Below are 22,754 nucleotides of genomic sequence, written 5' to 3' on the forward strand. Positions count from 1 at the left end.
GCCTATCTCTTCCGGCATTTGCTAAAGCACCTCTCTAGCCCGTGGGCGCCACGGGCCGCGCCCGACCCGCCCCCCGGGAGGGCGCATTGGTAGTGACATCCACCGCTCAAACGACATACATGCTTCTGAGCGCAGTGCGCTGTGGAAAAGTTACTAGCGCCCACCCAGGGTCGGGCGCGTCCCTTTTCGCGACAATTGGGCGAAATGCACGGCGCGGCGCGTGATCCCCCAGCGCGTTACGTAGGGATCAGCACCGCCGCAAGCCCTTAATAAATATACCGGATTTTCTCGGACCAATACCGTTCCATCCGTTTAAGCGCGCCGTTGATCCGGTCCAATTCGTCAATCTCGATCACCCCTTTGCCGACCAACCCCTCGGCGTGGCGGGCGAATAATTCGGTCACGATCCGGCGCACATCCTGCCCGCTTTCGGTCAGCTTCACCCGCACCGAACGGCGATCAATCTCGCAACGCGCGTGATGCATATAGCCGTTTTCGACCAGCTTCTTGAGGTTATAGGACACATTCGAGCCCTGATAATAACCGCGCGTCTTCAACTCGCCGGCGGTTACCTCATTATCGCCGACATTGAACAGCAAGAGCGCCTGCACCGCATTGATATCGAGCACCGCGAGGCGTTCGAATTCATCCTTGATCACATCGAGCAGCAAACGGTGCAAGCGTTCGACCAGTGACAGACTATCAAGGTAGCGTGGCAACAGGTCCAAAGTGTCGGACCTGCCGGCGTCATTCTGCGTGGTTTGGTTGACTGGTGTATGAAAACTCATAGGGCCTCCGACTTGGCATTTGAGCCAGTATGCGCGCCAATTACCAACAGCAGGTTAAGCCGTGAAAACTTTTTTAGATTTCTCGGTATTTGATGGCTTTCGCCTGCCCGCAGACCGCGTATACAGCCGTGTTCTGCGCGGCCCATTCCGTAACGCCTGTTAGGTGCCACCTCACAAAATCGGCACCCCCGTGCAAGACCGTTGACCGATGAAATTCGCTGTGCCATCCATACGCTATAAGTTCACAGGAGTTCCCATGCGTCTGATTTCCAATGCCTTTTTTGCCGCCGCTTTGATCGGTGCACCTTTTCTCGCCAGCGCCGCCAGCGCGCAAAGCTGCCCGAGCTACGGCAGCTCCGGTAGCGCGCTGAGCTATGACAGCGACACCGTCTATAGCGCCCAGAGCCATGACCTCTATGCCGGTGGCGATATCCAGCTGGGTAACTGCGATGACATCCCCGGCTATGGCTATATTGTCGAATCGCCCGATTTCACCCTGCAATATGATGCCCAAGACCGTGGCCGGGCGCTGGAATTCCGTGTTGAGGCCGAATGCGATGCAATCCTTCTGGTGAATGATTCGCGCGGCGGCTGGCATTTCAACGATGACGATCAGGTCGAAGGCGGCGGGATGATCCTTGACCCGCGCCTGCGTCTGGCCAATGCGCCGAGCGGTCAATACGACATTTGGGTCGGCACGCTTGGTGAAGATATCTGCGACGCCACGCTTTATATCGAGAGCTGGTAACGCAAGGGTGCTGGCGGATGCTGGCGGGGTGCTGCGGTGCCCTGCTGGCGCCGTCAGCTCTGCGGAGGCTGTGGAAATTATGGCCAGAGCCCCGCTTTCGGCCTCGCATCCGCCCCGAATTGACCCCGGATCGGGCGCATATCGGACACACGCGGGCCGTGTATTGCATCCATACGACCATCCAAAAACAACGCGTCAGACCCCATCGGGACCCCAGCGCGTTCACCAATTGCTGAAAACCCGTTTACCTTCCAGTGTCTTGACTGGTCTGTGAATAGTCGCCAACGTCTCTTAGCCAAATTTTTTTGGGAGGAACCAATATGAATATTCGTACCATCCGGACCGCATTTTTCGTCGCGGCCAGTGGCGCAGCATTGTCTATTGCTGCCGCCGGAAGCGCTGCGGCGCAGGAATGTCCGCAGTGGCAATTGAACGGCGTGCCGGTGATGACCGATGCCGACACCGCCTCGAACCCGCAATCAATGCCGATGTATGCGGGCGGGATGCTCGATCTGCGCAGCTGTGGCGAGGTTCCGGGGGTCGGCTATATCACCGCCGCGCCAAATTTCTCGCTGTCTTATGATGCGCGCAATGCCGGTCGCAATCTGAATGTCCGCGTCGAAGCCGAATGCGACACCACATTGCTGATCAACACCGCCTCCGCAGGCTGGGAGTTCAACGACGACGACGGCAGTTTCAATCCGGGCCTGCAGTTGACCGCCGCGCCGAGTGGCCGCTATGACATCTGGGTCGGCACCTATAGCGAGCAGTCCTGCCCCGCGACGCTGATCGTCCAGAGCGCCGAGAATATGCCCGCCGCCTGCCCCGATTGGTCGTTGGGCGGAGCGCAGATCAACAGCGGCGCCGGTCAGACCAGCACCCATCAGGTTGTCGCCGGCGGACAGGTCAATCTGTTCGACAGCTCCTGCGGCACTGGCGGCCATGGCTACGTGGCACAAGCGCCTGATTTCTCGCTCTATTTCGATGCGATGGGCCAGTCGAGCACGCTCACGCTCAGCGCCAACGGCGAATGTGACGAGGTGATGTTGATCAATGACGCCAGCGCCACTTGGCATTTCAACGACGATAGCGGCGATCTGCATCCGGCGATTTCGCTGCCGAATGCCGCCTCGGGTCGCTATGACGTCTGGATCGGCACCTACGGCGCCTCGACCTGCGCCTCGACGCTGACCGTCAGCTCCTCGGGCGCCGCTGCGGCACCGACAGCGCCTGCGACGCCGGGCAAGTAGGCCGAGATACAGTAACTGCAACTATGCAAAGGCCGGGTCATTGATCCGGCCTTTTCCCTTTTCTGACACGTACCGTGATCAGGCACCTACATTGAATAGGTGCAGAACATGGGTGATCTAGCCGTCAGGCCCGTGGCCACCACGGGCCGCGCCCGCCCCTCCCCCCGGGAGGGCGCATTGGCGATGACGTGAATTGCTCGACCGGTATGCATGCTTTTGTGCGCGCGCTTTGTGGAAGGCTCGCACGCGCCCACCCAGGGTCGGTCGCGGCCCTTTGCACTTTATGCCGAACGTCTAAACTGGCCAGCGGTTCACACCACAGACCCGCCCCCAATCACACCGCCTTGGGCATAATCCGGTTGGCGGCATGGGCGGCGATCACATCCAGCAAGCCACCATAAGCCGCCGGACCGACGGGCTGCGCGCTGTTTGTGCCAATCCGCGCCGTCACCCATTGATAGAGATCATGATCATTCTCGCTGAGCAACGCGTCATAGAGATCCAGCGTCGCCGCGTCCTGCGCGGCCAAAGCCTCATCCGCCCAAGGCCCGAGGATCAGGTCCATCTCCTTGATCCCGCGCCGCCATGAGCGCATTTTCATCCGTTTGAGCCGCGCCTCATCCGTCATGGTTCTGCATCTCCACATTCTGCATCTCGGCGGCGATCTGCACGCGCAGCGACTTTTCCAACCGCCCGACCTGCTCGGCCATGCGCAGCATATCCGCGCGCACGGTGCGCAATTCCGACAGCGCGTCGCGCAGTTTCGGGTCGGCGCTGGCGACATTGGCATCCGGCGGCGTCACATCCTGCCCGACGCCGGTCAGCAACCAGCGCAGCGAAACACCCAAAAGCGCGGCCACCATCTGCAGGCGATTCGCCCGCGGCTCGGAGACGTCGTTTTCCCAGTCGCGCAGGGTTTTGACGCGGACACCCAGACGCTGTGCCAAGGCGCTTTGGTTCAGCCCGGCGGCCTCGCGCGCGGCGGCAAGCCTATCGCCCAATGTCGCGTGTTCGTCGGTGTACCAATTGTCACTCATTCGCGTCTCCCTCGAGTTTGCCCCCGTCCCGCGCCCGGCCTCATCGCCGGTTTCACACTTGTTCAGGGGCGGCTTGCACAATATGAGATGGGTCCGGAAAACACAAACCGGAGTCCTCCCGATGCCCTTTCTGTCTGACACCCTCTCGCGCATCAAACCCTCAGCGACGATTGCGGTCACTGGTCTGGCGGCCGAACTGAAAGCCGCCGGTCGGGATGTTATCGGCCTGGGTGCCGGTGAGCCCGACTTTGACACGCCCCAGCACATCAAGGACGCGGCCAAAGCGGCAATTGATGGCGGGAAAACGAAGTATACGGCGGTCGATGGCATCCCCGAGCTGAAACAGGCGATCTGCGATAAATTCGCCCGTGAAAACGGTCTGAGTTATGCCCCCGACCAGATCAGCGTCGGCACTGGCGGCAAGCAGATCCTCTATAACGCGCTGGTCGCGACGCTGAACCCCGGTGACGAGGTGATCATTCCCGCGCCGTATTGGGTCAGCTATCCTGACATGGTGCTCTTGGCCGGTGGCACGCCGGTCACTGTCGAGGCCGGAATTGCCAGTGATTTCAAGCTGACCGCCGAATCACTCGAAGCCGCGATCACCCCGAAAACCAAATGGATGATCTTCAATTCGCCGTCCAATCCGACTGGCGCCGGCTACACACGCGACGAGCTAAAGGCCCTCACCGATGTACTGCTGCGCCACCCGCATGTCTGGGTGATGTCGGATGATATGTATGAACATCTGGTGTTTGACGATTTCGAATTCGTCACCCCGGCGCAGGTCGAACCCGGCCTCTATGACCGCACCCTGACTTGCAACGGCGTCTCCAAAGCCTATGCGATGACCGGCTGGCGGATCGGCTATGCGGGCGGGCCGAAGCCTTTGATCAAGGCGATGGCGACGCTGCAATCGCAATCCACCTCGAACCCCAATTCGATCGCGCAATATGCCGCGCTCGAGGCGCTGACCGGCCCGCAAGACTTCCTCACCGAATTCCGCGCCGCCTTCCAGCGCCGCCGCAATCTGGTGGTCGAAATGCTCAACGCCGCCGAGGGGATCACCTGCCCCAAGCCCGAGGGCGCCTTCTACGTATACCCCGATATCTCGGGCTGCATCGGCAAGACCTCTCCCGCGGGCACGCTGCTCGACAGTGACGAGGCCTTTGCCAAAGCGCTCTTGGAAGAAACCGGCGTCGCGGTGGTCTTTGGTTCGGCCTTCGGGGTCAGCCCGAACTTCCGCGTCAGCTATGCAACCTCGGACGCGGTGCTGACCGAGGCCTGCACGCGCATCCAAGGCTTCTGCGCCAGCCTGCGCTAAGCCGCGGCCCTTAGCCCTTAATCACTACGCTTTACGCCCGGCCCACGCGCCGGGCGTTTGCGTTGAACCAAAGCACAGAGGGCGGCGCCCGACCCTGGGTGGGCGTTTGCAGGGTTTGCCACAAAGTGCATGGCTCAGAAGCATCGATGTCGGTCGAGCATTGCACGTCATCGCCAAAGCGCCCTCCCGGGGGGAGGGTCGGGCGCGGCCCGGGCTGGGCCCCCGCCCAGCGTTCGATTTCCAGCGTTTGATTTTTGCCAACCCTGCGCGCATAGTTCCGGCTTCTGCACAGGGATTGTTATATGAGTATTACCGACCCGTTTTGGGACAAGGCCGCGCGTAAATACAACGCCAGTAAAATCGGCAATGTGCCCGCCTATGAGCGCACGCTGGACCATACGCGCGCCTATCTGACACCAGATGCCAATGTGCTCGAGATCGGCTGCGGCACCGCCTCGACCGCGCTGTTGCTCGCCCCCGATGTTGCCGCCTATACTGCCAGCGATATCTCAACCGAGATGGTCGAGATCGGGCGCGAAAAGGCACGGGCGGCGGGGATCGACAATCTGCGCAATCTCCACGCGACATTGGGCGACCCGCAAATCGGCCCCGGCCCCTATGACGCGGTGCTCGGCTTTAACCTCCTGCACCTGATGCCCGATGTGGAGAGCGCCGCGCGGCAGGTCCATGCGCTGTTGAAACCCGGCGGCATGTTCATCTCGAAAACCGCCTGCCTCTCGGGCTGGCGCGGGCTCTTGCGGGTGCCGATCGCAGGGATGCGGCTGTTCGGCAAGGCGCCATGGGTGACTTTCATGTCCACCGAGGTGCTCGAATCCCATATCCGCGCCGCCGGTTTCGAGATCGTGGAATCCTTTGATCCCTCGGGCTCGCCAATGGGCCATTTCGTTGCCGCGCGCAGGCTCTGACCCGCGCATATCGGGCAAACCCGCTGGCCCTTGACCCTCAGCCGCGCACTGTCCAGCATGGTCGCAATCGCAACCCATTGAAAGTGCCCGCCGTGTCCCAGCTTCCGCAGACCATCGACGATGTGCAACAGATGCTGGCGCATGAGGATTATGTCTGCGGACGCGCGCTCGCCACGGTGACATTTCTGGCGCTCAAACTGCAGCGCCCGCTGTTTCTCGAGGGCGAACCCGGCACCGGCAAGACCGAGATCGCCAAGGCCATTGCCACGGCGCTCGGGAGGCGGTTGATCCGGCTGCAATGCTACGAGGGGCTCGACGCCTCCTCAGCCGTCTATGAATGGAATTTCGCCGCCCAGATGGTTGCGATCCGCGCCGCCGAGACCGGCCAGAGCGCCGATGGCGCATCCCTGCGCACCGAGGTTTTCGGCCCCGATTTCCTTATCGAGCGCCCGCTCCTGCAAGCGATGCGCGCGCAGGATGGCGGCGCGCCGGTGCTGCTGATCGACGAGATCGATCGCACCGATGAGCCCTTCGAGGCCTTCCTGCTCGAAGCGCTCAGCGATTATCAGGTGACCATTCCCGAGTTGGGCACAATCTCAGCCCCGCAGCCGCCGATTGTCATCCTGACCTCCAACCGCACCCGCGAGGTCCATGACGCGCTCAAACGCCGCTGCCTCTATCATTGGGTCGGCTACCCCGATTTCACCCGCGAACTCGAGATCCTCAACGCCCGCGTGCCCGAGGCCTCGACCCAGCTTTCGCGCGAGATTGTCAGCTTTGTGCAACGTCTGCGCGGTGAGGATCTGTTTAAACGACCCGGCGTGGCGGAAACCATCGACTGGGCGAAATGCCTGCTGGCGCTCGATGTGCTGACCCTCTCGCCCGAGGTGATCGCCGACACGCTGGGCGCGATCCTCAAATACCAGGACGATATCGCGCAGCTTCAAGGGCTCGAGACCCAGAAAATCCTCAATGAGGCGCGCAAATCGCTGGAACAGGCATGAGGCGGCACCCTGCCCCCGATGCGCAAGCCCCGCTTCATCTTGCCCTAAATACTCATCTTTTGGCGGACGGCTAAAATGCCCCCCACCTACCCCGATCTGGCGCTCCCCGAGGCACCGAAACTGGTCGACAATCTGACCCATTTCGCCCGCGCCCTGCGCAAGGCGGGGCTGCCGGTGGGTCCGGGGCGGGTGATGATGGCCATCGAGGCGGTGGCCGCCGCCGGTTTCACCAGTCGGGTGGATTTCTACTGGACCTTGCACGCCTGTTTCGTCAACCGTCCCGAGGAGCGGCAGGTCTTTGCGCAGGTCTTCCGCCTGTTCTGGCGCGATCCGCAATATCTTGAGCATATGATGTCGCTGATGCTGCCGGCCATTCACGGCGTGCAGGAAGAGCATGCCGCCGATGCTGCCGCCAAACGCGCCGCCGAAGCGCTTCTGGACGGGATGGAACCCGAGGCGCCCGAGCCCGCGGCAGACAGCGATGACACGCAGATCGACATCGACGCCGCTTTCACCGCCTCGCAAAACGAGATCCTGCGCAGCCTTGATTTCGAACAGATGAGCAGCGCCGAGATCGCGCAGGCTAAACGCATGCTGGCGCGACTGAAACTGCCGGTGAAGCCGTTGAAAACCCGCCGCCACCGCGCCGATGTCACCGGATTGCAGCCCGACGGGCGGCGCACCTTGCGGGCGGCGGCGCGCAGTGGCGGCGAGATCAAGAGCATCGCGCGGCGCAGTCCGACCACGCGCTGGCCCTCATTGGTGGTGCTTTGTGATATCTCCGGCTCGATGGCCAGCTATTCGCGCATGGTGCTGCATTTCACCCATGCGGTGGCCAATACCCAAGGTCAGGGCTGGGCCAAGACCCATGCTTTCACCTTCGGCACGCGGCTGACCAATATCACCCGCCATCTGCGCCAGCGTGACGTGGATAGCGCGCTGGCGGCGGCTGGGGCGGAGGCGCAGGATTGGCAAGGCGGCACCAGGATCGGCGCTTGTCTGCACGACTTCAACCGCGACTGGTCGCGCCGTGTTTTGGGGCAAGGCGCGGTGGTCTTGCTGATCACCGACGGGTTGGAACGCGGCGACCCCGCGCAGCTGGCCCGCGAGATGGAGCGGCTGCATCTGTCGTGCAAACGCCTGATCTGGCTCAATCCTTTGCTGCGCTTTGACGGCTTCGCGCCGAAAGCGCGCGGAGTCAAAGCGATGTTGCCCCATGTCGACACTTTCCGCGCCAGCCATTCGATTGCGTCGCTGGAGGCGCTGGCCGAAGCGCTGTCTGACCCCAAGGACCAGGGCGAGAAAGCGCGGCTCTTGGCGGCACTGGCGGATTAGGGGCTTTGCCCCTCGGCCTGCGGCCTCACCCCAGGATATTTATCGACAGATGACGGGGCGCCGGAATTGCGCGAAGGGGGGTGCTGGTCAATATGCGGGCGGTGGCGCATATTTATCGGCAGGAACGGTGGAGGAGGCTTCGGTGGCGCAAAGTAACATGGATCACAATGCAATCCCCGAAATCGCGCTCGAGTGGCACCGCAGCGGTGCGCGCGCGGCACTGGCGACGGTGATCGAGACCTGGGGCTCTGCGCCGCGGCAGGCGGGCAGCCAATTGGCGATCTCGGGCGCGGGCGAGATCATGGGCTCGGTCTCGGGCGGCTGCGTCGAAGGCGCGGTGGTGGCCGAGGCGCTGGAAGCACTGGCGGACGGCGAACCGCGCATCCTGACTTACGGCGTCAGCGACGAGAACGCGTTTTCCGTGGGGCTGGCCTGCGGCGGCACCATTCGCATTCTGGTCGAGCCGGTGGGCGCGGCGCTACCCGAGGATATGCTAGCACGGATTGTTGCGGCGCGGGCCGCGCGCGCGCCAATGGGCTACGGCGTGCATCTGGAGACTTGGGCGCGGCGGCTCATCGCGCGCGAGGCAATGCCGGAGCGGTTTCGCGCCGATAAATCGGGGCTCGAGGAGAACGGCGAGTTCATCGCCCTGTTCAACCCGCCGTTGCGCCTGCTGATCGTCGGCGCGGTGCATATCGCACAGGCGCTGATCCCGATGGCGCGTCTGGCGGGCTATGATCCGGTGCTGATCGACCCGCGCGACGCCTTTGCGTCACCGGCACGCTTTCCCGACACCGCCCTGCGCCACGACTGGCCGGATGAGGCGCTGGCGGCCGAGGCGCCGGATGCGCGCACCGCAGTGGTGACCCTGACCCATGACAGTAAACTGGACGATCCGGCGATCATCGCAGCGCTGGAGGCGGAGGTGTTTTACCTTGGCTGTCTGGGCTCCACCCGCACCCATGCCAAACGGCTGGAGCGGCTGCGGGCCGAAGGGCTCGATGAGGCGCGTTTGGCACGGATACATGCGCCGGTCGGGCTGACGATCGGGGCGAAAACGCCGGCAGAAATCGCGGTGTCGATACTGGCGCAGATCACCGAAGTGTTGAGGCGCGGCTGATGGACTTCGGCACGGTGTCACTGGCGCAGGCCGAGGGCGCGATATTGGCGCATTCGCTGGCGGTGACCACGGGGCGATTGCGCAAAGGTCTGACCTTGAGCGCGGCGGATATTGCGGCGCTGAGGGAGGCCGGATACAGCCATGTGACCGTGGCGCGGTTGGGGGAGAGCGACCTGCATGAAGACGCCGCCGCGCTGGAGGTTGCGCGGGCATTGGTGCCTGATCCAACGTCGGTTGGTCTGTCGCTGCAGGAGGTAGGCACCGGTCGGGTGAATATTCTGGCCACTGCCGCGGGGCTTGCGATGGTGGAGGCGGCACGCATCCATGCGGTGAATGCGGTCGATCCGGCGATCACCGTCTCGACGGTCGCGCCCTACTACCGGATGGAGCCATCGGGCATGGTGGCGACCGTCAAGATCATCCCCTACGGCGTTGATAAAGCATCAGTTTCCAAGGCTGGAGCCGCCGCCCAAGCGGCACTCAAGCTAGCGCGCCCACAGGTCCGCCATGCGGTCCTGATCGAGACCTTGACCACGGCACCCGCGGGCAAAGGCCACCGGATCACCGAGGACCGTCTGGCGCGCTTTGGCGTCACCCTCGCCGCACCCTGCGCGGTGCCCCATAAAGAGGCGCCCCTTGCCGAAGCCATCGCACAGGCGCGCGCGACATCGCCCGATCTGATCCTGATCCTCACCGGCTCGGCCACTTCGGATATCCGCGACACTGCCCCCGCCGCCCTGCGCCGCGCCGGCGGACGGGTCGAGCATTTCGGCATGCCTGTCGATCCCGGCAATCTGTTGTTCGTCGGTGAGATCAACGGCACGCCGGTGCTGGGCATGCCCGGCAGCGCCAAATCGCCGGTGATGAATGGCGTTGATCTGGTGCTCGAGTGGTTGATCTGCGGCATTGCGGTGAACGCCGCGGAAATCCAGCGCATGGGCGTGGGCGGCTTGCTCAAGGAAATCCCCTCGCGCCCGCGCCCCCGCGCCAAACGCGACACACGTTAAACACCCAGACAAAACCTCACAGTTGCCACATCGCGACTTCTCCGCCTAAGGTGACATATCGCAACGTCTAGGCGCGCGGTTCCGGTCGCGCATCCAAGGGAGGAATTCATGTCGAAGGTTACCATTACGGTGAACGGGCGCGAGATGTCGGGCGAGGCCGAGGGCCGCACCCTGCTGGTCTCGTTCCTGCGCGAGGCGCTGGGGCTGACCGGCACCCATGTCGGCTGTGACACCAGCCAATGCGGCGCCTGCGTCGTGCATGTGGACGGTAAAGCGGTGAAAAGCTGCACCATGCTGGCGATGGAAGCCGAGGGCGCCGAGGTCACCACCGTTGAAGGCATGGCCGACGCGGATGGCTCGCTGGGCGTGATCCAGCAGGCGTTCCAGGACCACCACGGGTTGCAATGCGGCTTTTGCACCCCGGGCATGGTGATGTCGACGGCGGCGCTCCTGAAGGACAACCCGACCCCCTCGGAGGCGGAGATTCGCGCCTATCTCGACGGCAATATCTGCCGCTGCACCGGCTATCACAACATCGTGCGCGCGGTGATGGCGGCCTCGGGTCAGGATGTGTCCGGCCTTGGCGTGGTTGCCGCCGAGTAACGCGCCCGCAGAATGACGCAGAACCGCGCGGCGGGGAGGCTGGCGCGGTCTACCAGCGAAACGGCGGCAAGACCGCCAATGCAGTTCAGGGAGACAGATATGCCCAAAGATGGTGGCATCGGCGCCAGCCCGAAGCGGCGCGAGGATATTCGCTTTCTCACCGGAGAAGGCGTCTATACCGACGACATTCAACTCCAAGGCCAGTGTTTCGCCTATTTCGTCCGCTCGACGGTGGCGCATGGCACAATCGGCACGATTGACACCGCAGCCACCGAGGCGATGCCCGGCGTGTTGGCGGTGTTCACCGGTGAGGATTTCAAGGACGTCGGCGGCAACCCCGCAGGCTGGCTGATCAACAGCCGCGACGGCACCCCGATGCGTGAGCCCAAGCGCCCTGTGCTCGCCCATGGCAAGGTGCGCCATGTCGGCGACGCCTATGCGGCGGTGATCGCCGAGACTTACGCGCAGGCCAAGGATGCCGCCGAACAACTGGCCGCCGACAGCGAGATCGAGGACCTGCCCGCGATTGTCGATATGGCCGCAGCGGTGGCCAATGCCGACAACCGTGTGCACGACGAGATCCCCGACAACCTGTGCTTTGACTGGGGCTGGGTCGAGGACAACCGCGCCGCGGTGGACGAGGCGATCAAGAATGCGCCCCATGTCACCACGCTGGAACTGGTCAACAACCGTCTGGTGCCCAACGCGATGGAGCCGCGCGCCTCGATTGGCGAGTATTTCCCCGGCACCGGCGATTACAAGCTGACCACCACCAGCCAGAACCCGCATCTTCACAGGCTGCTGATCTCGGCCTTCGTGATGGGCATCCCGGAGAATAAACTCACCGTGGTCGCGCCCGATGTTGGCGGCGGCTTTGGCTCGAAAATCTATCACTACGGCGAAGAGGCTTTGGTGCTGGCAGCGGCCAAAAAGCTCAAACGTCCGGTGCGCTGGACGGCTGAGCGTTCGGAAAGCTTCCTCACCGACGCCCATGGCCGCGACCATGTCACCAAGATCGAACTGGCCTGCGAAGAAGACGGCACATTCATCGCCTTCCGCACCGAGACCTTGGCCAATGTCGGCGCTTATCTGTCGAATTTCGCAACCGCGACGCCGACCTTCCTGCACGGCACGCTGATGGCCGGCCCCTATAAGGTGCCCAATGTCTATGTGAACCTGAAAACCGTGTTCACCAACACCGCGCCGGTCGATGCCTACCGTGGTGCAGGGCGGCCCGAGGCGACCTATTCGCTGGAGCGGGTGATTGACAAAATGTGCCGCGAGCTCGAACTCGATCCCTTCGAGGTGCGGCGCAAGAACTTCATCACGCCGGATATGTTCCCCTATACCACGCCGGTCGGCTTGGTCTATGACACCGGCGATTACAACGCGACCCTCGATAAGGCGATGGAGATGGCCGATGTCGACGGGTTCGAGGACCGCCGCGCCGAAAGTGCGGCCCGTGGCAAGCTGCGCGGCATGGGGCTGTCGACCTGGATCGAGGCTTGCGGGATCGCGCCCTCAAACCTTGTCGGCGTGCTCGGCTCGCGCGTCGGTCTCTATGACGCGGCCACCGTGCGGGTGAATGCCACCGGCAATATCTCGGTGATGACCGGCGCCCATAGCCACGGACAGGGGCATGAAACGGTGTTCCCGCAGATCGTGGCGGAAAAGCTGGGCATTGATCCGGCCAGCGTCGAGATTGTCCATGGCGACACCTCGAAAATCCCCTTCGGCATGGGGTCTTACGGCTCGCGGTCCTTGGCCGTGGCGGGTTCGGCCATGAACAACGCGGTCGACAAGATCATCGCCAAAGGCAAGAAGATCGCCGCCCATATGCTTGAGGCCTCCGAGGATGATATCACCTTCGAGGATGGCAATTTCGCCGTTGCGGGCACCGATAAATCGCTCAGTTTCGGCGAGGTCGCCTTCTCCGCCTATGTGCCGCATAACTACCCGCTGGAAACGCTGGAACCGGGGCTTGAGGAGACTTCCTTCTATGATCCGGGCAATTTCACCTATCCGGCGGGCGCCTATCTCTGCGAGGTCGAAGTCTGCCCCGAGACCGGCAAGGTCGATGTCGTGGCCTTCTACTGCGCCGATGATTTCGGCAATGTGATGAACCCTCTGATTGTCGAGGGGCAGGTGCATGGCGGGGTTGGCCAAGGCATCGGTCAGGCGCTTTGCGAGCAGACCACCTATGACGCGGACGGGCAGTTGTTGTCGGCCTCCTATATGGATTACGCGATGCCGCGTGCCGATGATGTGCCGTTTTATCAGGTGGATTACAGTTGCAACACGCCCTGCACCCATAACCCTTTGGGTGTCAAAGGCTGCGGCGAGGCCGGTGCCATCGGCAGCCCGCCGGCGGTGATCAACGCCGTGGTCGACGCGCTCAACAGCGGCGGCTTCACCCATATCACCCATATCGACATGCCGGTGACGCCCTCGCGCGTCTGGACCGCCATGCAAGCCCAATAAGGAGGCCGGGATGTATAACTTCGACTTCGTAAGACCCTCAACTCTGGCCGAGGCGGTCATCGCGCTGGCGGGGGATGAGGCGCAGCCGCTCGCGGGCGGGCAAACCCTGCTGCCATCAATGAAACAGCGGCTCAACATGCCCGGCACATTGGTCAGCCTGACCGGCATCGCCGACCTCAAGGGCGTCTCCGGCGAGGCTGGCGCCTCGGTGACCATCGGTGCTGCCACCACCCATGCGCAGGTCGCCGCCGAGGCCGGGGCCTTCTATCCGGCGCTTGCCGATCTGGCGGCGCGTATCGGTGATCCGGCGGTGCGCAACCGTGGCACCATCGGCGGCTCGCTGGCCAATAACGACCCCTCGGCCTGCTATCCGGCGGCGGTGCTGGCCTCGGGCGCGACGATCACCACCAATAAGCGCGAGATCGCGGCGGATGACTTCTTTGACGGGATGTTCGCCACCGTGCTCGAGGAGGGCGAGATCATCACCTCGGTCACCTTCCCGATCCCGCAAGCTGCAGCCTACGCCAAATTCCTGCAACCGGCCTCGCGGTTCGCGCTGACCGGCGCTTTTGTGGCGCGGTTCGAGGGTGGCGTGCGGGTGGCGATCACCGGCGCCTCCGAGGGCGGGGTGTTCCGCTGGTCTGATGCCGAATCGGTGCTCTCCAACAGCTTCAGCGGCGATGCGCTGGCCGGCAAACTGCCCGCGGCCGAGGGGATGATCAGCGATCTCCACGGCTCTGCCGCCTACCGCGCGCATCTTTGCGGCGTGATGACCCGCCGCGCGGTCGCCGCCGCCGGTTGACGCCGCCATATCACCGGTTCAGAGGGGCATATGCGCCTCTGGACCGCAGCCGGAAAATGATTGCCGCAAAGCGCTGGCCAGCAGGGTCTGAGCGCCCTATCTAATGCCCGTAAGATAAGGGGCGGTATGCTGCGGATCATCTGGACATTCTTGGGCGGACTGGCGTTGTTGACCGGCGTGATCGGCATTGTGCTGCCACTCCTGCCGACCACCCCCTTGATGCTGCTCGCGGCGTTCTGCTTTGCGCGGGCCTCACCGCGGCTGGAAATGTGGCTGCTCGAGCATCAACGCCTCGGCCCGCCGATCCGCGACTGGCGCGCCGAGGGCGCAATCTCGACCCGTGGCAAAACCCTCGCGGTGATCGCCATTGCCGCCACCTTCACCCTCAGTCTGGTGCTCGGCCTGCCCACGCATGTGCTCGCCATCCAAGGCGTGGTGCTCTCCGCGGTGACCCTCTTCCTGCTCACCCGCCCGAAGCCAAGCGCCTGAACTTCGACCCCCACTTTATGCCCTAAATATCCTCGGGGCTTCCAAAGGGGTGGAAAACCCCTTTGGTGGCGTATGGGGCCGCCCCCATCGGCGCGCGGGGGCTCGATGCCCCCAAGCGCCGCCCCTATAGCACCACCTAAGGGATCAACAGCGACGCATCCCCATAGGAGAAGAACCGATACCGCTCGGCAATCGCATGGGCATAGACCGCATCCATAAGCCCTTTGCCCATCAGCGCCGAGACCAGCATCAGCAGCGTCGATTTCGGCAGGTGGAAATTGGTCATCAGCCCGTCGGTGGCGTGGAACTCAAAGCCCGGGTAGATGAATATATCGGTCTCGCCGCGCCAGGACTCGACCCGCCCACTGCGCGCGGCGCTTTCGATCAGCCGCAGCGCGGTGGTGCCGACCGCGATCACCCGCCCGCCCTGCGCGCGCGTTGCGTTGATCTCCTCTGCCGCCGCCTCACTCACCTCGCCCCATTCGGCGTGCATCTTATGGGTGGTGACGTCCTCGACTTTCACCGGCAGGAAGGTGCCCGCGCCGACATGCAGGGTCACTTCCGACATCATTACGCCCTTGGCGCGCAGCGCCGCCAGCAACCCATCATCGAAATGCAGGCTGGCGGTGGGGGCGGCGACGGCGCCGCTCTCGCGGGCAAAGACCGTCTGGTAATCCTCGCGATCCTGCGCATCGGCGGGGCGGCGGCTTTCGATATAGGGGGGCAGCGGCATTTTCCCTGCCGCCTCCAGCGCCGCATCGAAATCCGTGCCGCTCTGCTCGAAGACCAAGACCGCTTCGCCCTCGGATTTGCCGCGCACAATCGCCGCCAGATCCTCTGAGAATTCAATCCGATCGCCCGCCGCCAGCTTGCGCAGGGGCCGCGCCAAGGCCCGCCAAGCGCCCTGCCCTTCAGGTCCGATCAGCGTCACCTCGACCTTCGCGCGCCCCGAGCCGTCGCGTGTGTCGCGCAGCCGCTCGCCAAACAGCCGCGCCGGGATCACCTTGGTGTTGTTGAGGATCAACCGGTCGCCGGGGCGCAGGATATCCAGCAGATCCGCAACCTGCCGGTCCACCATCGCCCCGCCCTCGACATGCAACAGCCGCGCGGCCGGTCTGGGCCGCACCGGCCGCGTTGCGATCAGCTCTTCGGGCAGGTCAAAGTCAAAATCGCTCAATCTCACGCCATATCCCCACGGTTTTCCGTATCCAGCCCTTTAACCTTGGCCGGTAACAACTACAACAAAGGCAGGCGTATAACAGGAGGCCCGAATGGATATTGGCGACACCGCCCCCGATTTCACCGCACCCACCGAGACCGGCGAGGCGCTGACCCTCTCGGAGCTGCGCGGCCAGCCGGTGGTCTTGTATTTCTACCCCAAGGACAACACCCCGGGCTGCACCACCGAGGCCAAGGATTTCACCGATCTCGCCGAGGCTTTCAAAGCCGCCGGTGCGCGTGTCGTCGGGGTCTCGAAGGACAGCGTCACCAAACACAAGAATTTCACCGCCAAATACGATCTTGGCGTGACGCTTGTCTCCGACGCGGAAACGCAGATTTGCGAGGATTACGGCGTCTGGGTGGAAAAAAACATGTATGGCAAGCAGTTCTGGGGCATCCAGCGCGCCACCTTCCTGATCGACGCTGACGGGAAGATCGCCCGCATCTGGCCGAAAGTGAAAGTCGCGGGCCATGCATCGGAGGTGTTGGACGCGGCTAAAGCGTTGTAAAACAAGCCCCCGCCGCCGCGCCTCCCCTTGCCTGCACAGGCGCGGCGCGGTATCAGACCCGACAGAGACAGGGCCAGACATCAGGCCCCGCCCGCCACAAAACAGGACATATCCATGCGCGCAGAAATCCAGTCCACGATCGAGGCCATCCGCAAGTCTCTGTCGCTGTTGGCCAAGCGTATGGACCATGAGACCGCCGCGCACCGGCTCGAAGAATTCAACGCGATGATCGAAGACCCCGACCTGTGGAACGATCAGGAGCGCGCGCAGAAATTGATGCGCGACCGCCAGCAGTTGATCGACGCTCTGGGCAGCTATGACAGCATCAAAACCGAGTTGAGCGACAACGTCGAATTGATCGAGTTGGGCGAGATGGAGGACGACAAGGAAATCGTCGCCGAGGCCGAAGCCGCGCTCAAGGCGCTGGCCGAAACCGCCGCCGAGAAGGAACTCGAAGCGCTGCTTGATGGTGAGGCGGATAGCAACGACACCTTCATCGAAATCCACGCCGGTGCCGGTGGCACCGAAAGCTGCGACTGGGCCTCGATTCTGGCGCGGATGTATGTTCGCTGGGCCGAGAAAAAGGGCTATACCGTTGATCTGATGAGTGAAAACTCGGGCGAAGAGGCGGGGATCAAATCCGCGACTTATAAGGTTTCGGGCCATAATGCCTATGGCTGGCTGAAGTCCGAATCCGGCGTCCACCGTCTGGTGCGCATCTCCCCCTATGACAGCGCCGCGCGGCGGCATACCTCGTTCAGTTCGATCTGGGTCTATCCGGTGGTCGACGACAATATCGAGATCAACGTGCCGGACAATGAAATCCGCCTCGACACTTACCGTTCGTCAGGCGCGGGCGGGCAGCACGTCAACACCACCGATTCGGCGGTGCGGATCACCCATATTCCCACCGGCATCGTAGTGACCAGTTCGGAAAAATCCCAGCACCAGAACCGCGATATCGCGATGAAAGCGCTGAAATCCCGGCTCTATCAATTGGAGCTGGACCGGCGCAATGCGGCGATTAACGAGGCGCATGAAAACAAAGGCGACGCGGGTTGGGGCAACCAGATCCGCAGCTATGTGTTGCAACCCTACCAGATGGTCAAAGACCTGCGCACCAACCACGAGACCTCGGACACCCAAGGTGTGCTGGACGGTGATCTTGACGGGTTTATGGCAGCGACGCTGGCGATGGATGCCTCGGGCAAAAGCCGCGCCGATGCGCAGTCGGACGACTGAGCGCGTCGCGGTTGCGCGCTGATTGGCGGCAGCCATTGAAATCCAATTGCGCTCAGGCCAGTCGGTGGCCGCAGGCCCGCGCCGCATAGTCGGGGTTCGGATTTACACCCGCAAATCAGGGATATAGCGCGCAAGGCGGCTGAAATCGCCATGCGGCAGCGTCGGGGCGCGGCGTTTGCTGCTTGTGATCGAGGTTTCGATCCGCGCGATCACCTCCAGATCGGCAACCACAGAGGCGAATTTCGGCTGAATGCTGCGGGGCTGGAACATGGGGCTTCTCCTCGGGCAGGTTACGGGTTGGGCCGCGTTTTTGCTGCGGTCTTGCCCATAGGTCGGCGCAGCCGCCCGAAGCGTTCAATATTTTCTGCCGATTTATCCTGAAGCCGCGGTTTTCACCCGCAACAGGATCAATAAAGCCCGAGGCTCACCCGCAACGCCGGCAGCGCCGCCGCCGCGACGACGCCGACCAGCGCCCCGATCAGCAACCGCAGCGCGCGTGACGGTACGCCGCCCGCGCCCAAGCTGAGCACCGCGCATACGCTGGCGTAATAGAGCATGGTGACCGGATCCATCGCCGCCCCTCCTGCAACATAGAGTGCCACGGAACGCCGCATGCAGAAAGTGCTTTGCACAAAGAAGATTGCGCCACCCGCAACCTATGCTAGATTTTTCCCAAGGGCCGCAGAATGCCCAAGGGAGGAAATATGTCAGATACTTTGCCCGGCCACGGTTTACCGTCGCTGATCCCCGAGCCTTCGCCGATCACCACCGGGGATCTCATCGCCGTGCTGAAACTCGGCTGGCGCGATTTCACCCGCGCACCGCTCTACGGGATTACCCTCAGCGCGGTATATGTGCTGGGCGGCATCTTGATGTATGCGATTTTTGCGGCCTCAGCGGCGGAATACTGGTTCATCCCGATTGCCGTCGGCTTTCCAATCCTCGCGCCTTTCGCCGCCACCGGCCTTTATGAGGTCAGCCGCCGTTTAGAGCGTGGCGCGCCCTTGGGCTTGGGCGCGGTCTTTGGCGTGGTGTTCGCGCAAAAGGACCGGCAGGTGCCCTCGATGGCGATGTTCGTGCTGTTGGTGTTCATGTTCTGGGTGTTCATCGCCCATACCACTTTCGCGCTGTTCTTCGGGCTGCAACCGATCACCGAGGATGCCTCGGGCATGTTGTTGACCGGCAACGGGATCATCATGCTGCTGGTCGGCTCGGCGGTTGGCGGGGTGATGGCGGCGCTGTTCTACGCGCTGACTGTGGTCAGCCTGCCGCTATTACTGGACCGCGAGGTGGATTTCATCACCGCGATGATCACCAGTTTCGCCTGTGTCGCGGCCAATCCGCTGCCGATGGCGCTCTGGGCGGCGGTGATCGCAGCGGCGCTGTTCATCGGCATGCTGCCGTTGTTTTTGGGGCTGTTCGTAGTGCTGCCGGTGTTCGGGCATGCAAGTTGGCATCTCTATCGGCGGTTGCTGCCGGCTGAGGGGGTGTGAGGCGCTAATCCTTTGTCTTTGATTCCCTGTTTGGCTCGGGCACCAGCCCGGGCCGCGCGGTAGGGCGCGCGCCCGACCCTGGGTGGGCGCAGCTAACCCTGCCACAACGCGCTGCGCTTGAAAGCTACCATGCCGTCCGAGCTGCTCCCGCCTTCGCCAAGGCGCCCTCCCGGGGGGAGGGTCGGGCGCGGCCCGGGCTGATGCCCGTGCCAGAGGGTTGATTGATGGCTCCCCAAACGCAAAACGGGAGCCCGAAGGCTCCCGTTTCCATCTCACACTGGCACTCTCGCTCAGCTTGATTTCTTACCGGCATCCACCGGCGCTTTCGGCGCTGCCGGGCGCGACGCCTCGGAGGCGGCCGGACGCGAAGCCGGTGCGGAGGCCGCTGCCGGCGCCGCCTGACGCTGCTGTTGCGGCTGCCCCTGCTGTGCGGGCGCGGCCGAGGGCGTCGGGGTCGCGGTGGCGGCCTGACGCTGCGGCGCGGCTTTGCCTGCCGAAAGCGGGTCGTCCTGACGCTGCACCGAACCTTCGAAATGCGCACCCGATTCGATGGCAATGGTCTTGTGGATGATGTCGCCCTCAACCCGTGCGGTCGAGGTCAGGCGCACTTTCAGCCCGCGGACACGGCCAATCACGCGGCCATTGATGACGATGTCATCGGCCATGATCTCGCCGCGAATCGTTGCGGTCTCGCCCACGGTCAGCAGATGCGCGCGGATATCGCCGTCAACGACGCCTTCGATCACCACATCGCCCGAGGTGCGCAGATTGCCGGTAACCTGCAGGTCCGCCGAGAGGATCGAGGGCGACGGCTTGGATTTGGGCGCGTGATCGCCACCATGATCTGGCGTCGGACGCGGTGCCATCGCCGGAGGTGCCGAGCTGGGCGCCGGAGCTTGCTGCTCCATGCTGCGCGGTGCTTCGGCGCGTGGCGCGCGTTCGTTGATCCTGCTCTTAGAAAACATTCTGTGCTGCCCTTATGTAAGTCAAAGGATTGATCGGTCTGCCACTGACCCGGATTTCATAGTGCAAATGCACGCCCGTCGAGCGGCCTGTCGTGCCCATACCACCGATACGATCCCCGCGCGAGACCCTTTGACCCTCGCGGACGTTGATGCTGTGAAGATGTGCGTAATAGGTTTCGATGCCGAAATCATGCTGGATGATCACCAGATTGCCAAAGCCGCTCTGGCGTCCGGCATGGGTGACGGTGCCCCCGGCGGTGGCGTGGATCGCGGTGCCGCGCGGGCCCGCCCAATCGACGCCATTGTGCATCCGGCCGCGGCTGCCGGTGATCGGATCGCGGCGCGCGCCAAAGCCCGAGGTGCGCCGCACACCGCCGTTGACCGGCAGGGCGAAAGGCGTGCGCTCGGCGGCGATCCGGTAGAGATCCACCTCGGCCAGCGCCGCCAGCACCGAATTGGCGCGGGATTCGTCGCCCTGCGGGTCCAAAGTGCCACTGGTCGAGACGGAAATCGGCGTCAACGAGGCTTCGCGGGTCTGATACCCGGCGCGCACCTGCTGCAGGATTTGCTCGGGCGGCAGGCCGACGGTGCGGAACATCTCGCTCAGCGGCACGATCGAGGTTTCGACCGCCTGCTCAAGCTGGGTGAAAATCCGCGTGTTGCGGTCCTGGATCAGCCGGTATTCCAGCGCCAGATGATCGGCGTGGCGGGCGGTGTTATCGGCCAAGGCGCGCAGGGTCTCGCGCTCATCGGCGGTCTGGCCAAGCGCGGCCATCAGGAAATCAAGCGTCTGCTCGACCTCGGCCAACTGCTGGCCGGTGCGGATCAATTCGGCATTGGCATCGGCGGCTTCCAGTTCCGCCAGCCGCGCCTGCGCCCCGTCGCGGGCATCCATCACGCTGCGCAGACTGCTTTGCAGCGCATCGATCCCGTGTTCGAGTTCGGCCACCCGCTGCTCGCCTTCCAGCACCATGCCCTGCATCGTCGCGACACGGTCCATCGCCTCGGAATAGCGCAGATGCGCGGCCTGCGCATCCTCGGTGGCGCGGTCGCGTTGGGCGGCGATCTCATTGAGGCGGGTCTCGAAATAGGACTGCTCGCGCTCGGCCGAGACCCGCAGGTCATTGCTGCCGACAAGCCCGAAGAACAGCACCGAGGTGGCGACCACACTCCAGGACATATAGGCGACGGTGCCGGTTAGGATAACGCCCTGCGCGACCGGCCGCAGACGGACAAATCGCGTGCTGGTTTCGGAACGGAGAAACAGGCGTTTTTCGGGTAGATAGCGCTCAAGAGCGGTATTGAGTTGATCAATCCAGGCCTTCACAGAAACCCCTCGCGTGATGGCTGCGTCAATAACAAGCCTTCGCGCTCACGCGTGGCTTTTGTGCAACTGTTAACGGTGCATTCACTTGGCCGCAATAGTTTTGCCATCCGTGGCAGTTCTGCATCGCCGGTTTTCGCCACCTATAGGCAGGAAACCGCCTGTATTGACGTGATTTCGGGGGTTTAGCCGCCGCGACTCGCCGCGTCAGCGGTTCGAGGCGCTCGGGGATCAGTCGCGCGCGCCCTTGGGTGGAGCGGGTTCGGCCTCGGTCAGCGGCCAGTAGAAATCGGGCGGAATACCGGCCTCGGCGCGTTTCTCCTCGTTGAACGGTGGCTTCAGCGCACCGTGGAAATATTTGCGCACCAGCGCGTGGAAGGTGTCTTTCGGGTCAAGGTCATGGCGTCCGCAGAGAAAGTGGAACCATTTCGAGCCGTAAGCGACATGGCTGACCTCCTCGGCATAGATCACTTCCAGCGCCGCCACCGCTTCGGGCAGCTCGGCCTTGCGGAAAATCTCGATCATGCCCGGCGTCACATCCAGCCCGCGCGCCTCCAAGACCATCGGCACCACCGCCAGACGGCCCAAGAAATCCGAAGCCGTATCCGAGGCCGCACGCCACATGAAGGCATGCGCAGGCAGCGCGCCGTAATGGCTGCCGAGGCTCTCGAGATTGTCGCACATCAGGTTGAAATGCTTGGATTCTTCCTCGGCGGCTTTGACCCAGTCGTCATAGAAGCCCATGGGCAATTTAACGTCCGAGAAACGGCTGATGATGTCCCAATGCAGGTCAACCGCGTTCAATTCGATATGCGCCACCGCATGCAACAGCGCGATACGTCCTGACGGACTGCCGGGGCGGCGGCGCGGCATGTCGCGGGGTTCCATGAGTGCGGGCGTATCCGGTCGTGCGGGGGCATCGGGCGGGTTGCCCTGCCCGATCGGCATCGGGGTTCCGGCCTCGCGGCTGGCAAACCACGCCGCGGCGCAGCGTTTCGACAGCGCGGTTTTCGCGCGCCCGTCGGCGGTGCGCAGAATGGCATCAGCGCAGCCCGCCAGCGTCTCAGGTAAGTCGCTCATATCGCA

The 22,754-nt window shown here is 63.3% G+C and carries 23 protein-coding genes and 1 pseudogene; 15 read left to right on the forward strand and 9 right to left on the reverse strand.

The window, feature by feature from the left end; translation table 11 throughout:
• Window positions 1-266 precede the first annotated feature (266 nt).
• Window positions 267-788 carry a MarR family winged helix-turn-helix transcriptional regulator gene (locus DDE20_RS00270; protein ID WP_116556455.1) on the reverse strand — a complete coding sequence of 174 codons (522 nt, stop codon included), beginning with the start codon at window positions 786-788 and terminating at the stop codon, window positions 267-269.
• A gap of 256 nt (window positions 789-1,044) precedes the next feature.
• Between DDE20_RS00270 and DDE20_RS00275 the strand changes: the two genes are divergently transcribed.
• Both DDE20_RS00275 and DDE20_RS00280 read left to right on the forward strand, forming a co-directional pair.
• Complete coding sequence (locus DDE20_RS00275; protein WP_116556456.1) at window positions 1,045-1,536, forward strand: hypothetical protein; 492 nt, start codon at window positions 1,045-1,047, stop codon at window positions 1,534-1,536.
• A gap of 320 nt (window positions 1,537-1,856) precedes the next feature.
• Complete coding sequence (locus DDE20_RS00280) at window positions 1,857-2,786, forward strand: hypothetical protein (RefSeq protein WP_116556457.1); 930 nt, start codon at window positions 1,857-1,859, stop codon at window positions 2,784-2,786.
• A gap of 334 nt (window positions 2,787-3,120) precedes the next feature.
• On the opposite strand, the gene DDE20_RS00285 is transcribed toward DDE20_RS00280, so the two are convergent.
• Window positions 3,121-3,414 carry an FAD assembly factor SdhE gene (locus DDE20_RS00285; protein WP_116556458.1) on the reverse strand — a complete coding sequence of 98 codons (294 nt, stop codon included), beginning with the start codon at window positions 3,412-3,414 and terminating at the stop codon, window positions 3,121-3,123.
• Complete coding sequence (locus tag DDE20_RS00290; protein WP_116556459.1) at window positions 3,404-3,823, reverse strand: helix-turn-helix domain-containing protein; 420 nt, start codon at window positions 3,821-3,823, stop codon at window positions 3,404-3,406. Before DDE20_RS00290 ends, DDE20_RS00285 begins: the two co-directional genes overlap by 11 nt.
• Before the next feature lie 121 nt (window positions 3,824-3,944).
• Here DDE20_RS00290 and DDE20_RS00295 point away from each other — a divergent pair, with 121 nt between their 5' ends.
• The 10 genes from DDE20_RS00295 (at window position 3,945) to DDE20_RS00340 (ending at window position 14,914) form a co-directional block, all read left to right on the forward strand.
• Window positions 3,945-5,147, forward strand: coding sequence for a pyridoxal phosphate-dependent aminotransferase (locus DDE20_RS00295; RefSeq protein WP_116556460.1), 1,203 nt, complete (start codon window positions 3,945-3,947; stop codon window positions 5,145-5,147).
• 302 nt (window positions 5,148-5,449) lie between these two features.
• Window positions 5,450-6,073: a class I SAM-dependent methyltransferase gene (locus DDE20_RS00300; RefSeq protein ID WP_116556461.1), complete on the forward strand. Its 624-nt coding sequence runs from the start codon at window positions 5,450-5,452 to the stop codon at window positions 6,071-6,073.
• A gap of 131 nt (window positions 6,074-6,204) precedes the next feature.
• Window positions 6,205-7,077 (forward strand): AAA family ATPase, encoded by an 873-nt coding sequence (locus DDE20_RS00305; RefSeq protein WP_116557187.1) that lies wholly within the window; start codon window positions 6,205-6,207, stop codon window positions 7,075-7,077.
• Between the two features lie 75 nt (window positions 7,078-7,152).
• Window positions 7,153-8,412 carry a vWA domain-containing protein gene (locus DDE20_RS00310; protein ID WP_116556462.1) on the forward strand — a complete coding sequence of 420 codons (1,260 nt, stop codon included), beginning with the start codon at window positions 7,153-7,155 and terminating at the stop codon, window positions 8,410-8,412.
• A gap of 157 nt (window positions 8,413-8,569) precedes the next feature.
• Window positions 8,570-9,532, forward strand: coding sequence for an XdhC family protein (locus DDE20_RS00315; protein WP_116556463.1), 963 nt, complete (start codon window positions 8,570-8,572; stop codon window positions 9,530-9,532).
• Complete coding sequence (locus tag DDE20_RS00320) at window positions 9,532-10,539, forward strand: molybdopterin-binding protein (RefSeq protein ID WP_116556464.1); 1,008 nt, start codon at window positions 9,532-9,534, stop codon at window positions 10,537-10,539. The genes DDE20_RS00315 and DDE20_RS00320 overlap by 1 nt, the downstream gene beginning before the upstream one ends.
• A 108-nt stretch (window positions 10,540-10,647) precedes the next feature.
• On the forward strand, window positions 10,648-11,142 hold the full coding sequence (locus DDE20_RS00325; protein WP_116556465.1) for a (2Fe-2S)-binding protein: 495 nt from the start codon (window positions 10,648-10,650) through the stop codon (window positions 11,140-11,142).
• Window positions 11,143-11,241: 99 nt separating this feature from the next.
• Window positions 11,242-13,623 carry a xanthine dehydrogenase family protein molybdopterin-binding subunit gene (locus tag DDE20_RS00330; RefSeq protein ID WP_116556466.1) on the forward strand — a complete coding sequence of 794 codons (2,382 nt, stop codon included), beginning with the start codon at window positions 11,242-11,244 and terminating at the stop codon, window positions 13,621-13,623.
• Between the two features lie 10 nt (window positions 13,624-13,633).
• Window positions 13,634-14,425 (forward strand): FAD binding domain-containing protein, encoded by a 792-nt coding sequence (locus tag DDE20_RS00335; protein ID WP_116556467.1) that lies wholly within the window; start codon window positions 13,634-13,636, stop codon window positions 14,423-14,425.
• A gap of 129 nt (window positions 14,426-14,554) precedes the next feature.
• Window positions 14,555-14,914: a YbaN family protein gene (locus DDE20_RS00340; RefSeq protein WP_116557188.1), complete on the forward strand. Its 360-nt coding sequence runs from the start codon at window positions 14,555-14,557 to the stop codon at window positions 14,912-14,914.
• A 136-nt stretch (window positions 14,915-15,050) separates the two neighbouring features.
• Here DDE20_RS00340 and queA read toward each other — a convergent pair whose 3' ends face one another.
• Complete coding sequence (queA, locus tag DDE20_RS00345; RefSeq protein ID WP_116556468.1) at window positions 15,051-16,097, reverse strand: tRNA preQ1(34) S-adenosylmethionine ribosyltransferase-isomerase QueA; 1,047 nt, start codon at window positions 16,095-16,097, stop codon at window positions 15,051-15,053.
• Between the two features lie 88 nt (window positions 16,098-16,185).
• On the opposite strand from queA, the gene bcp reads away from it, so the two are divergent.
• Window positions 16,186-16,644: a thioredoxin-dependent thiol peroxidase gene (gene bcp / locus DDE20_RS00350; protein ID WP_116556469.1), complete on the forward strand. Its 459-nt coding sequence runs from the start codon at window positions 16,186-16,188 to the stop codon at window positions 16,642-16,644.
• 114 nt (window positions 16,645-16,758) lie between these two features.
• Window positions 16,759-17,886, forward strand: coding sequence for a peptide chain release factor 2 (prfB, locus tag DDE20_RS00355; RefSeq protein ID WP_116556470.1), 1,128 nt, complete (start codon window positions 16,759-16,761; stop codon window positions 17,884-17,886).
• A gap of 102 nt (window positions 17,887-17,988) precedes the next feature.
• Here prfB and DDE20_RS18945 read toward each other — a convergent pair whose 3' ends face one another.
• Both DDE20_RS18945 and DDE20_RS00360 read right to left on the reverse strand, forming a co-directional pair.
• Window positions 17,989-18,156: a hypothetical protein gene (locus DDE20_RS18945; protein WP_165814374.1), complete on the reverse strand. Its 168-nt coding sequence runs from the start codon at window positions 18,154-18,156 to the stop codon at window positions 17,989-17,991.
• A gap of 137 nt (window positions 18,157-18,293) precedes the next feature.
• The gene (locus DDE20_RS00360) at window positions 18,294-18,458 is read right to left on the reverse strand and encodes a hypothetical protein (protein WP_240607788.1); all 165 of its coding nucleotides are present in this window, start codon (window positions 18,456-18,458) and stop codon (window positions 18,294-18,296) included.
• Window positions 18,459-18,590: 132 nt separating this feature from the next.
• On the opposite strand from DDE20_RS00360, the gene DDE20_RS00365 reads away from it, so the two are divergent.
• Complete coding sequence (locus tag DDE20_RS00365; protein ID WP_116556472.1) at window positions 18,591-19,379, forward strand: DUF2189 domain-containing protein; 789 nt, start codon at window positions 18,591-18,593, stop codon at window positions 19,377-19,379.
• Between the two features lie 425 nt (window positions 19,380-19,804).
• Here DDE20_RS00365 and DDE20_RS00370 read toward each other — a convergent pair.
• From DDE20_RS00370 to DDE20_RS00380, 3 genes and pseudogenes are all read right to left on the reverse strand, one after another.
• Window positions 19,805-20,344: pseudogene (locus DDE20_RS00370) on the reverse strand (bactofilin family protein); the annotation flags it as partial.
• On the reverse strand, window positions 20,334-21,671 hold the full coding sequence (locus DDE20_RS00375) for a DUF5930 domain-containing protein (RefSeq protein WP_240607789.1): 1,338 nt from the start codon (window positions 21,669-21,671) through the stop codon (window positions 20,334-20,336). The pseudogene DDE20_RS00370 and the gene DDE20_RS00375, both read right to left, overlap by 11 nt.
• A gap of 228 nt (window positions 21,672-21,899) precedes the next feature.
• Complete coding sequence (locus tag DDE20_RS00380) at window positions 21,900-22,748, reverse strand: ferritin-like domain-containing protein (protein ID WP_116556474.1); 849 nt, start codon at window positions 22,746-22,748, stop codon at window positions 21,900-21,902.
• Window positions 22,749-22,754: the final 6 nt, after the last annotated feature.

Origin of the sequence: Pararhodobacter oceanensis, assembly GCF_003076755.1 — a bacterium.
GTDB classification, from domain to species: Bacteria; Pseudomonadota; Alphaproteobacteria; order Rhodobacterales; family Rhodobacteraceae; genus Pararhodobacter; species Pararhodobacter oceanensis.

What these genes read in the sequence shown, in the direction of transcription:
- DDE20_RS00270 (WP_116556455.1), bottom strand. Translation starts at nt 788, where the DNA reads ATGAGTTTTCATACACCAGTCAACCAAACCACGCAGAATGACGCCGGC.
- DDE20_RS00275 (WP_116556456.1), top strand. Translation starts at nt 1,045, where the DNA reads ATGCGTCTGATTTCCAATGCCTTTTTTGCCGCCGCTTTGATCGGTGCA.
- DDE20_RS00280 (WP_116556457.1), top strand. Translation starts at nt 1,857, where the DNA reads ATGAATATTCGTACCATCCGGACCGCATTTTTCGTCGCGGCCAGTGGC.
- DDE20_RS00285 (WP_116556458.1), bottom strand. Translation starts at nt 3,414, where the DNA reads ATGACGGATGAGGCGCGGCTCAAACGGATGAAAATGCGCTCATGGCGG.
- DDE20_RS00290 (WP_116556459.1), bottom strand. Translation starts at nt 3,823, where the DNA reads ATGAGTGACAATTGGTACACCGACGAACACGCGACATTGGGCGATAGG.
- DDE20_RS00295 (WP_116556460.1), top strand. Translation starts at nt 3,945, where the DNA reads ATGCCCTTTCTGTCTGACACCCTCTCGCGCATCAAACCCTCAGCGACG.
- DDE20_RS00300 (WP_116556461.1), top strand. Translation starts at nt 5,450, where the DNA reads ATGAGTATTACCGACCCGTTTTGGGACAAGGCCGCGCGTAAATACAAC.
- DDE20_RS00305 (WP_116557187.1), top strand. Translation starts at nt 6,205, where the DNA reads ATGCTGGCGCATGAGGATTATGTCTGCGGACGCGCGCTCGCCACGGTG.
- DDE20_RS00310 (WP_116556462.1), top strand. Translation starts at nt 7,153, where the DNA reads ATGCCCCCCACCTACCCCGATCTGGCGCTCCCCGAGGCACCGAAACTG.
- DDE20_RS00315 (WP_116556463.1), top strand. Translation starts at nt 8,570, where the DNA reads ATGGATCACAATGCAATCCCCGAAATCGCGCTCGAGTGGCACCGCAGC.
- DDE20_RS00320 (WP_116556464.1), top strand. Translation starts at nt 9,532, where the DNA reads ATGGACTTCGGCACGGTGTCACTGGCGCAGGCCGAGGGCGCGATATTG.
- DDE20_RS00325 (WP_116556465.1), top strand. Translation starts at nt 10,648, where the DNA reads ATGTCGAAGGTTACCATTACGGTGAACGGGCGCGAGATGTCGGGCGAG.
- DDE20_RS00330 (WP_116556466.1), top strand. Translation starts at nt 11,242, where the DNA reads ATGCCCAAAGATGGTGGCATCGGCGCCAGCCCGAAGCGGCGCGAGGAT.
- DDE20_RS00335 (WP_116556467.1), top strand. Translation starts at nt 13,634, where the DNA reads ATGTATAACTTCGACTTCGTAAGACCCTCAACTCTGGCCGAGGCGGTC.
- bcp (WP_116556469.1), top strand. Translation starts at nt 16,186, where the DNA reads ATGGATATTGGCGACACCGCCCCCGATTTCACCGCACCCACCGAGACC.
- prfB (WP_116556470.1), top strand. Translation starts at nt 16,759, where the DNA reads ATGCGCGCAGAAATCCAGTCCACGATCGAGGCCATCCGCAAGTCTCTG.
- DDE20_RS18945 (WP_165814374.1), bottom strand. Translation starts at nt 18,156, where the DNA reads ATGTTCCAGCCCCGCAGCATTCAGCCGAAATTCGCCTCTGTGGTTGCC.
- DDE20_RS00360 (WP_240607788.1), bottom strand. Translation starts at nt 18,458, where the DNA reads ATGGATCCGGTCACCATGCTCTATTACGCCAGCGTATGCGCGGTGCTC.
- DDE20_RS00365 (WP_116556472.1), top strand. Translation starts at nt 18,591, where the DNA reads ATGTCAGATACTTTGCCCGGCCACGGTTTACCGTCGCTGATCCCCGAG.
- DDE20_RS00380 (WP_116556474.1), bottom strand. Translation starts at nt 22,748, where the DNA reads ATGAGCGACTTACCTGAGACGCTGGCGGGCTGCGCTGATGCCATTCTG.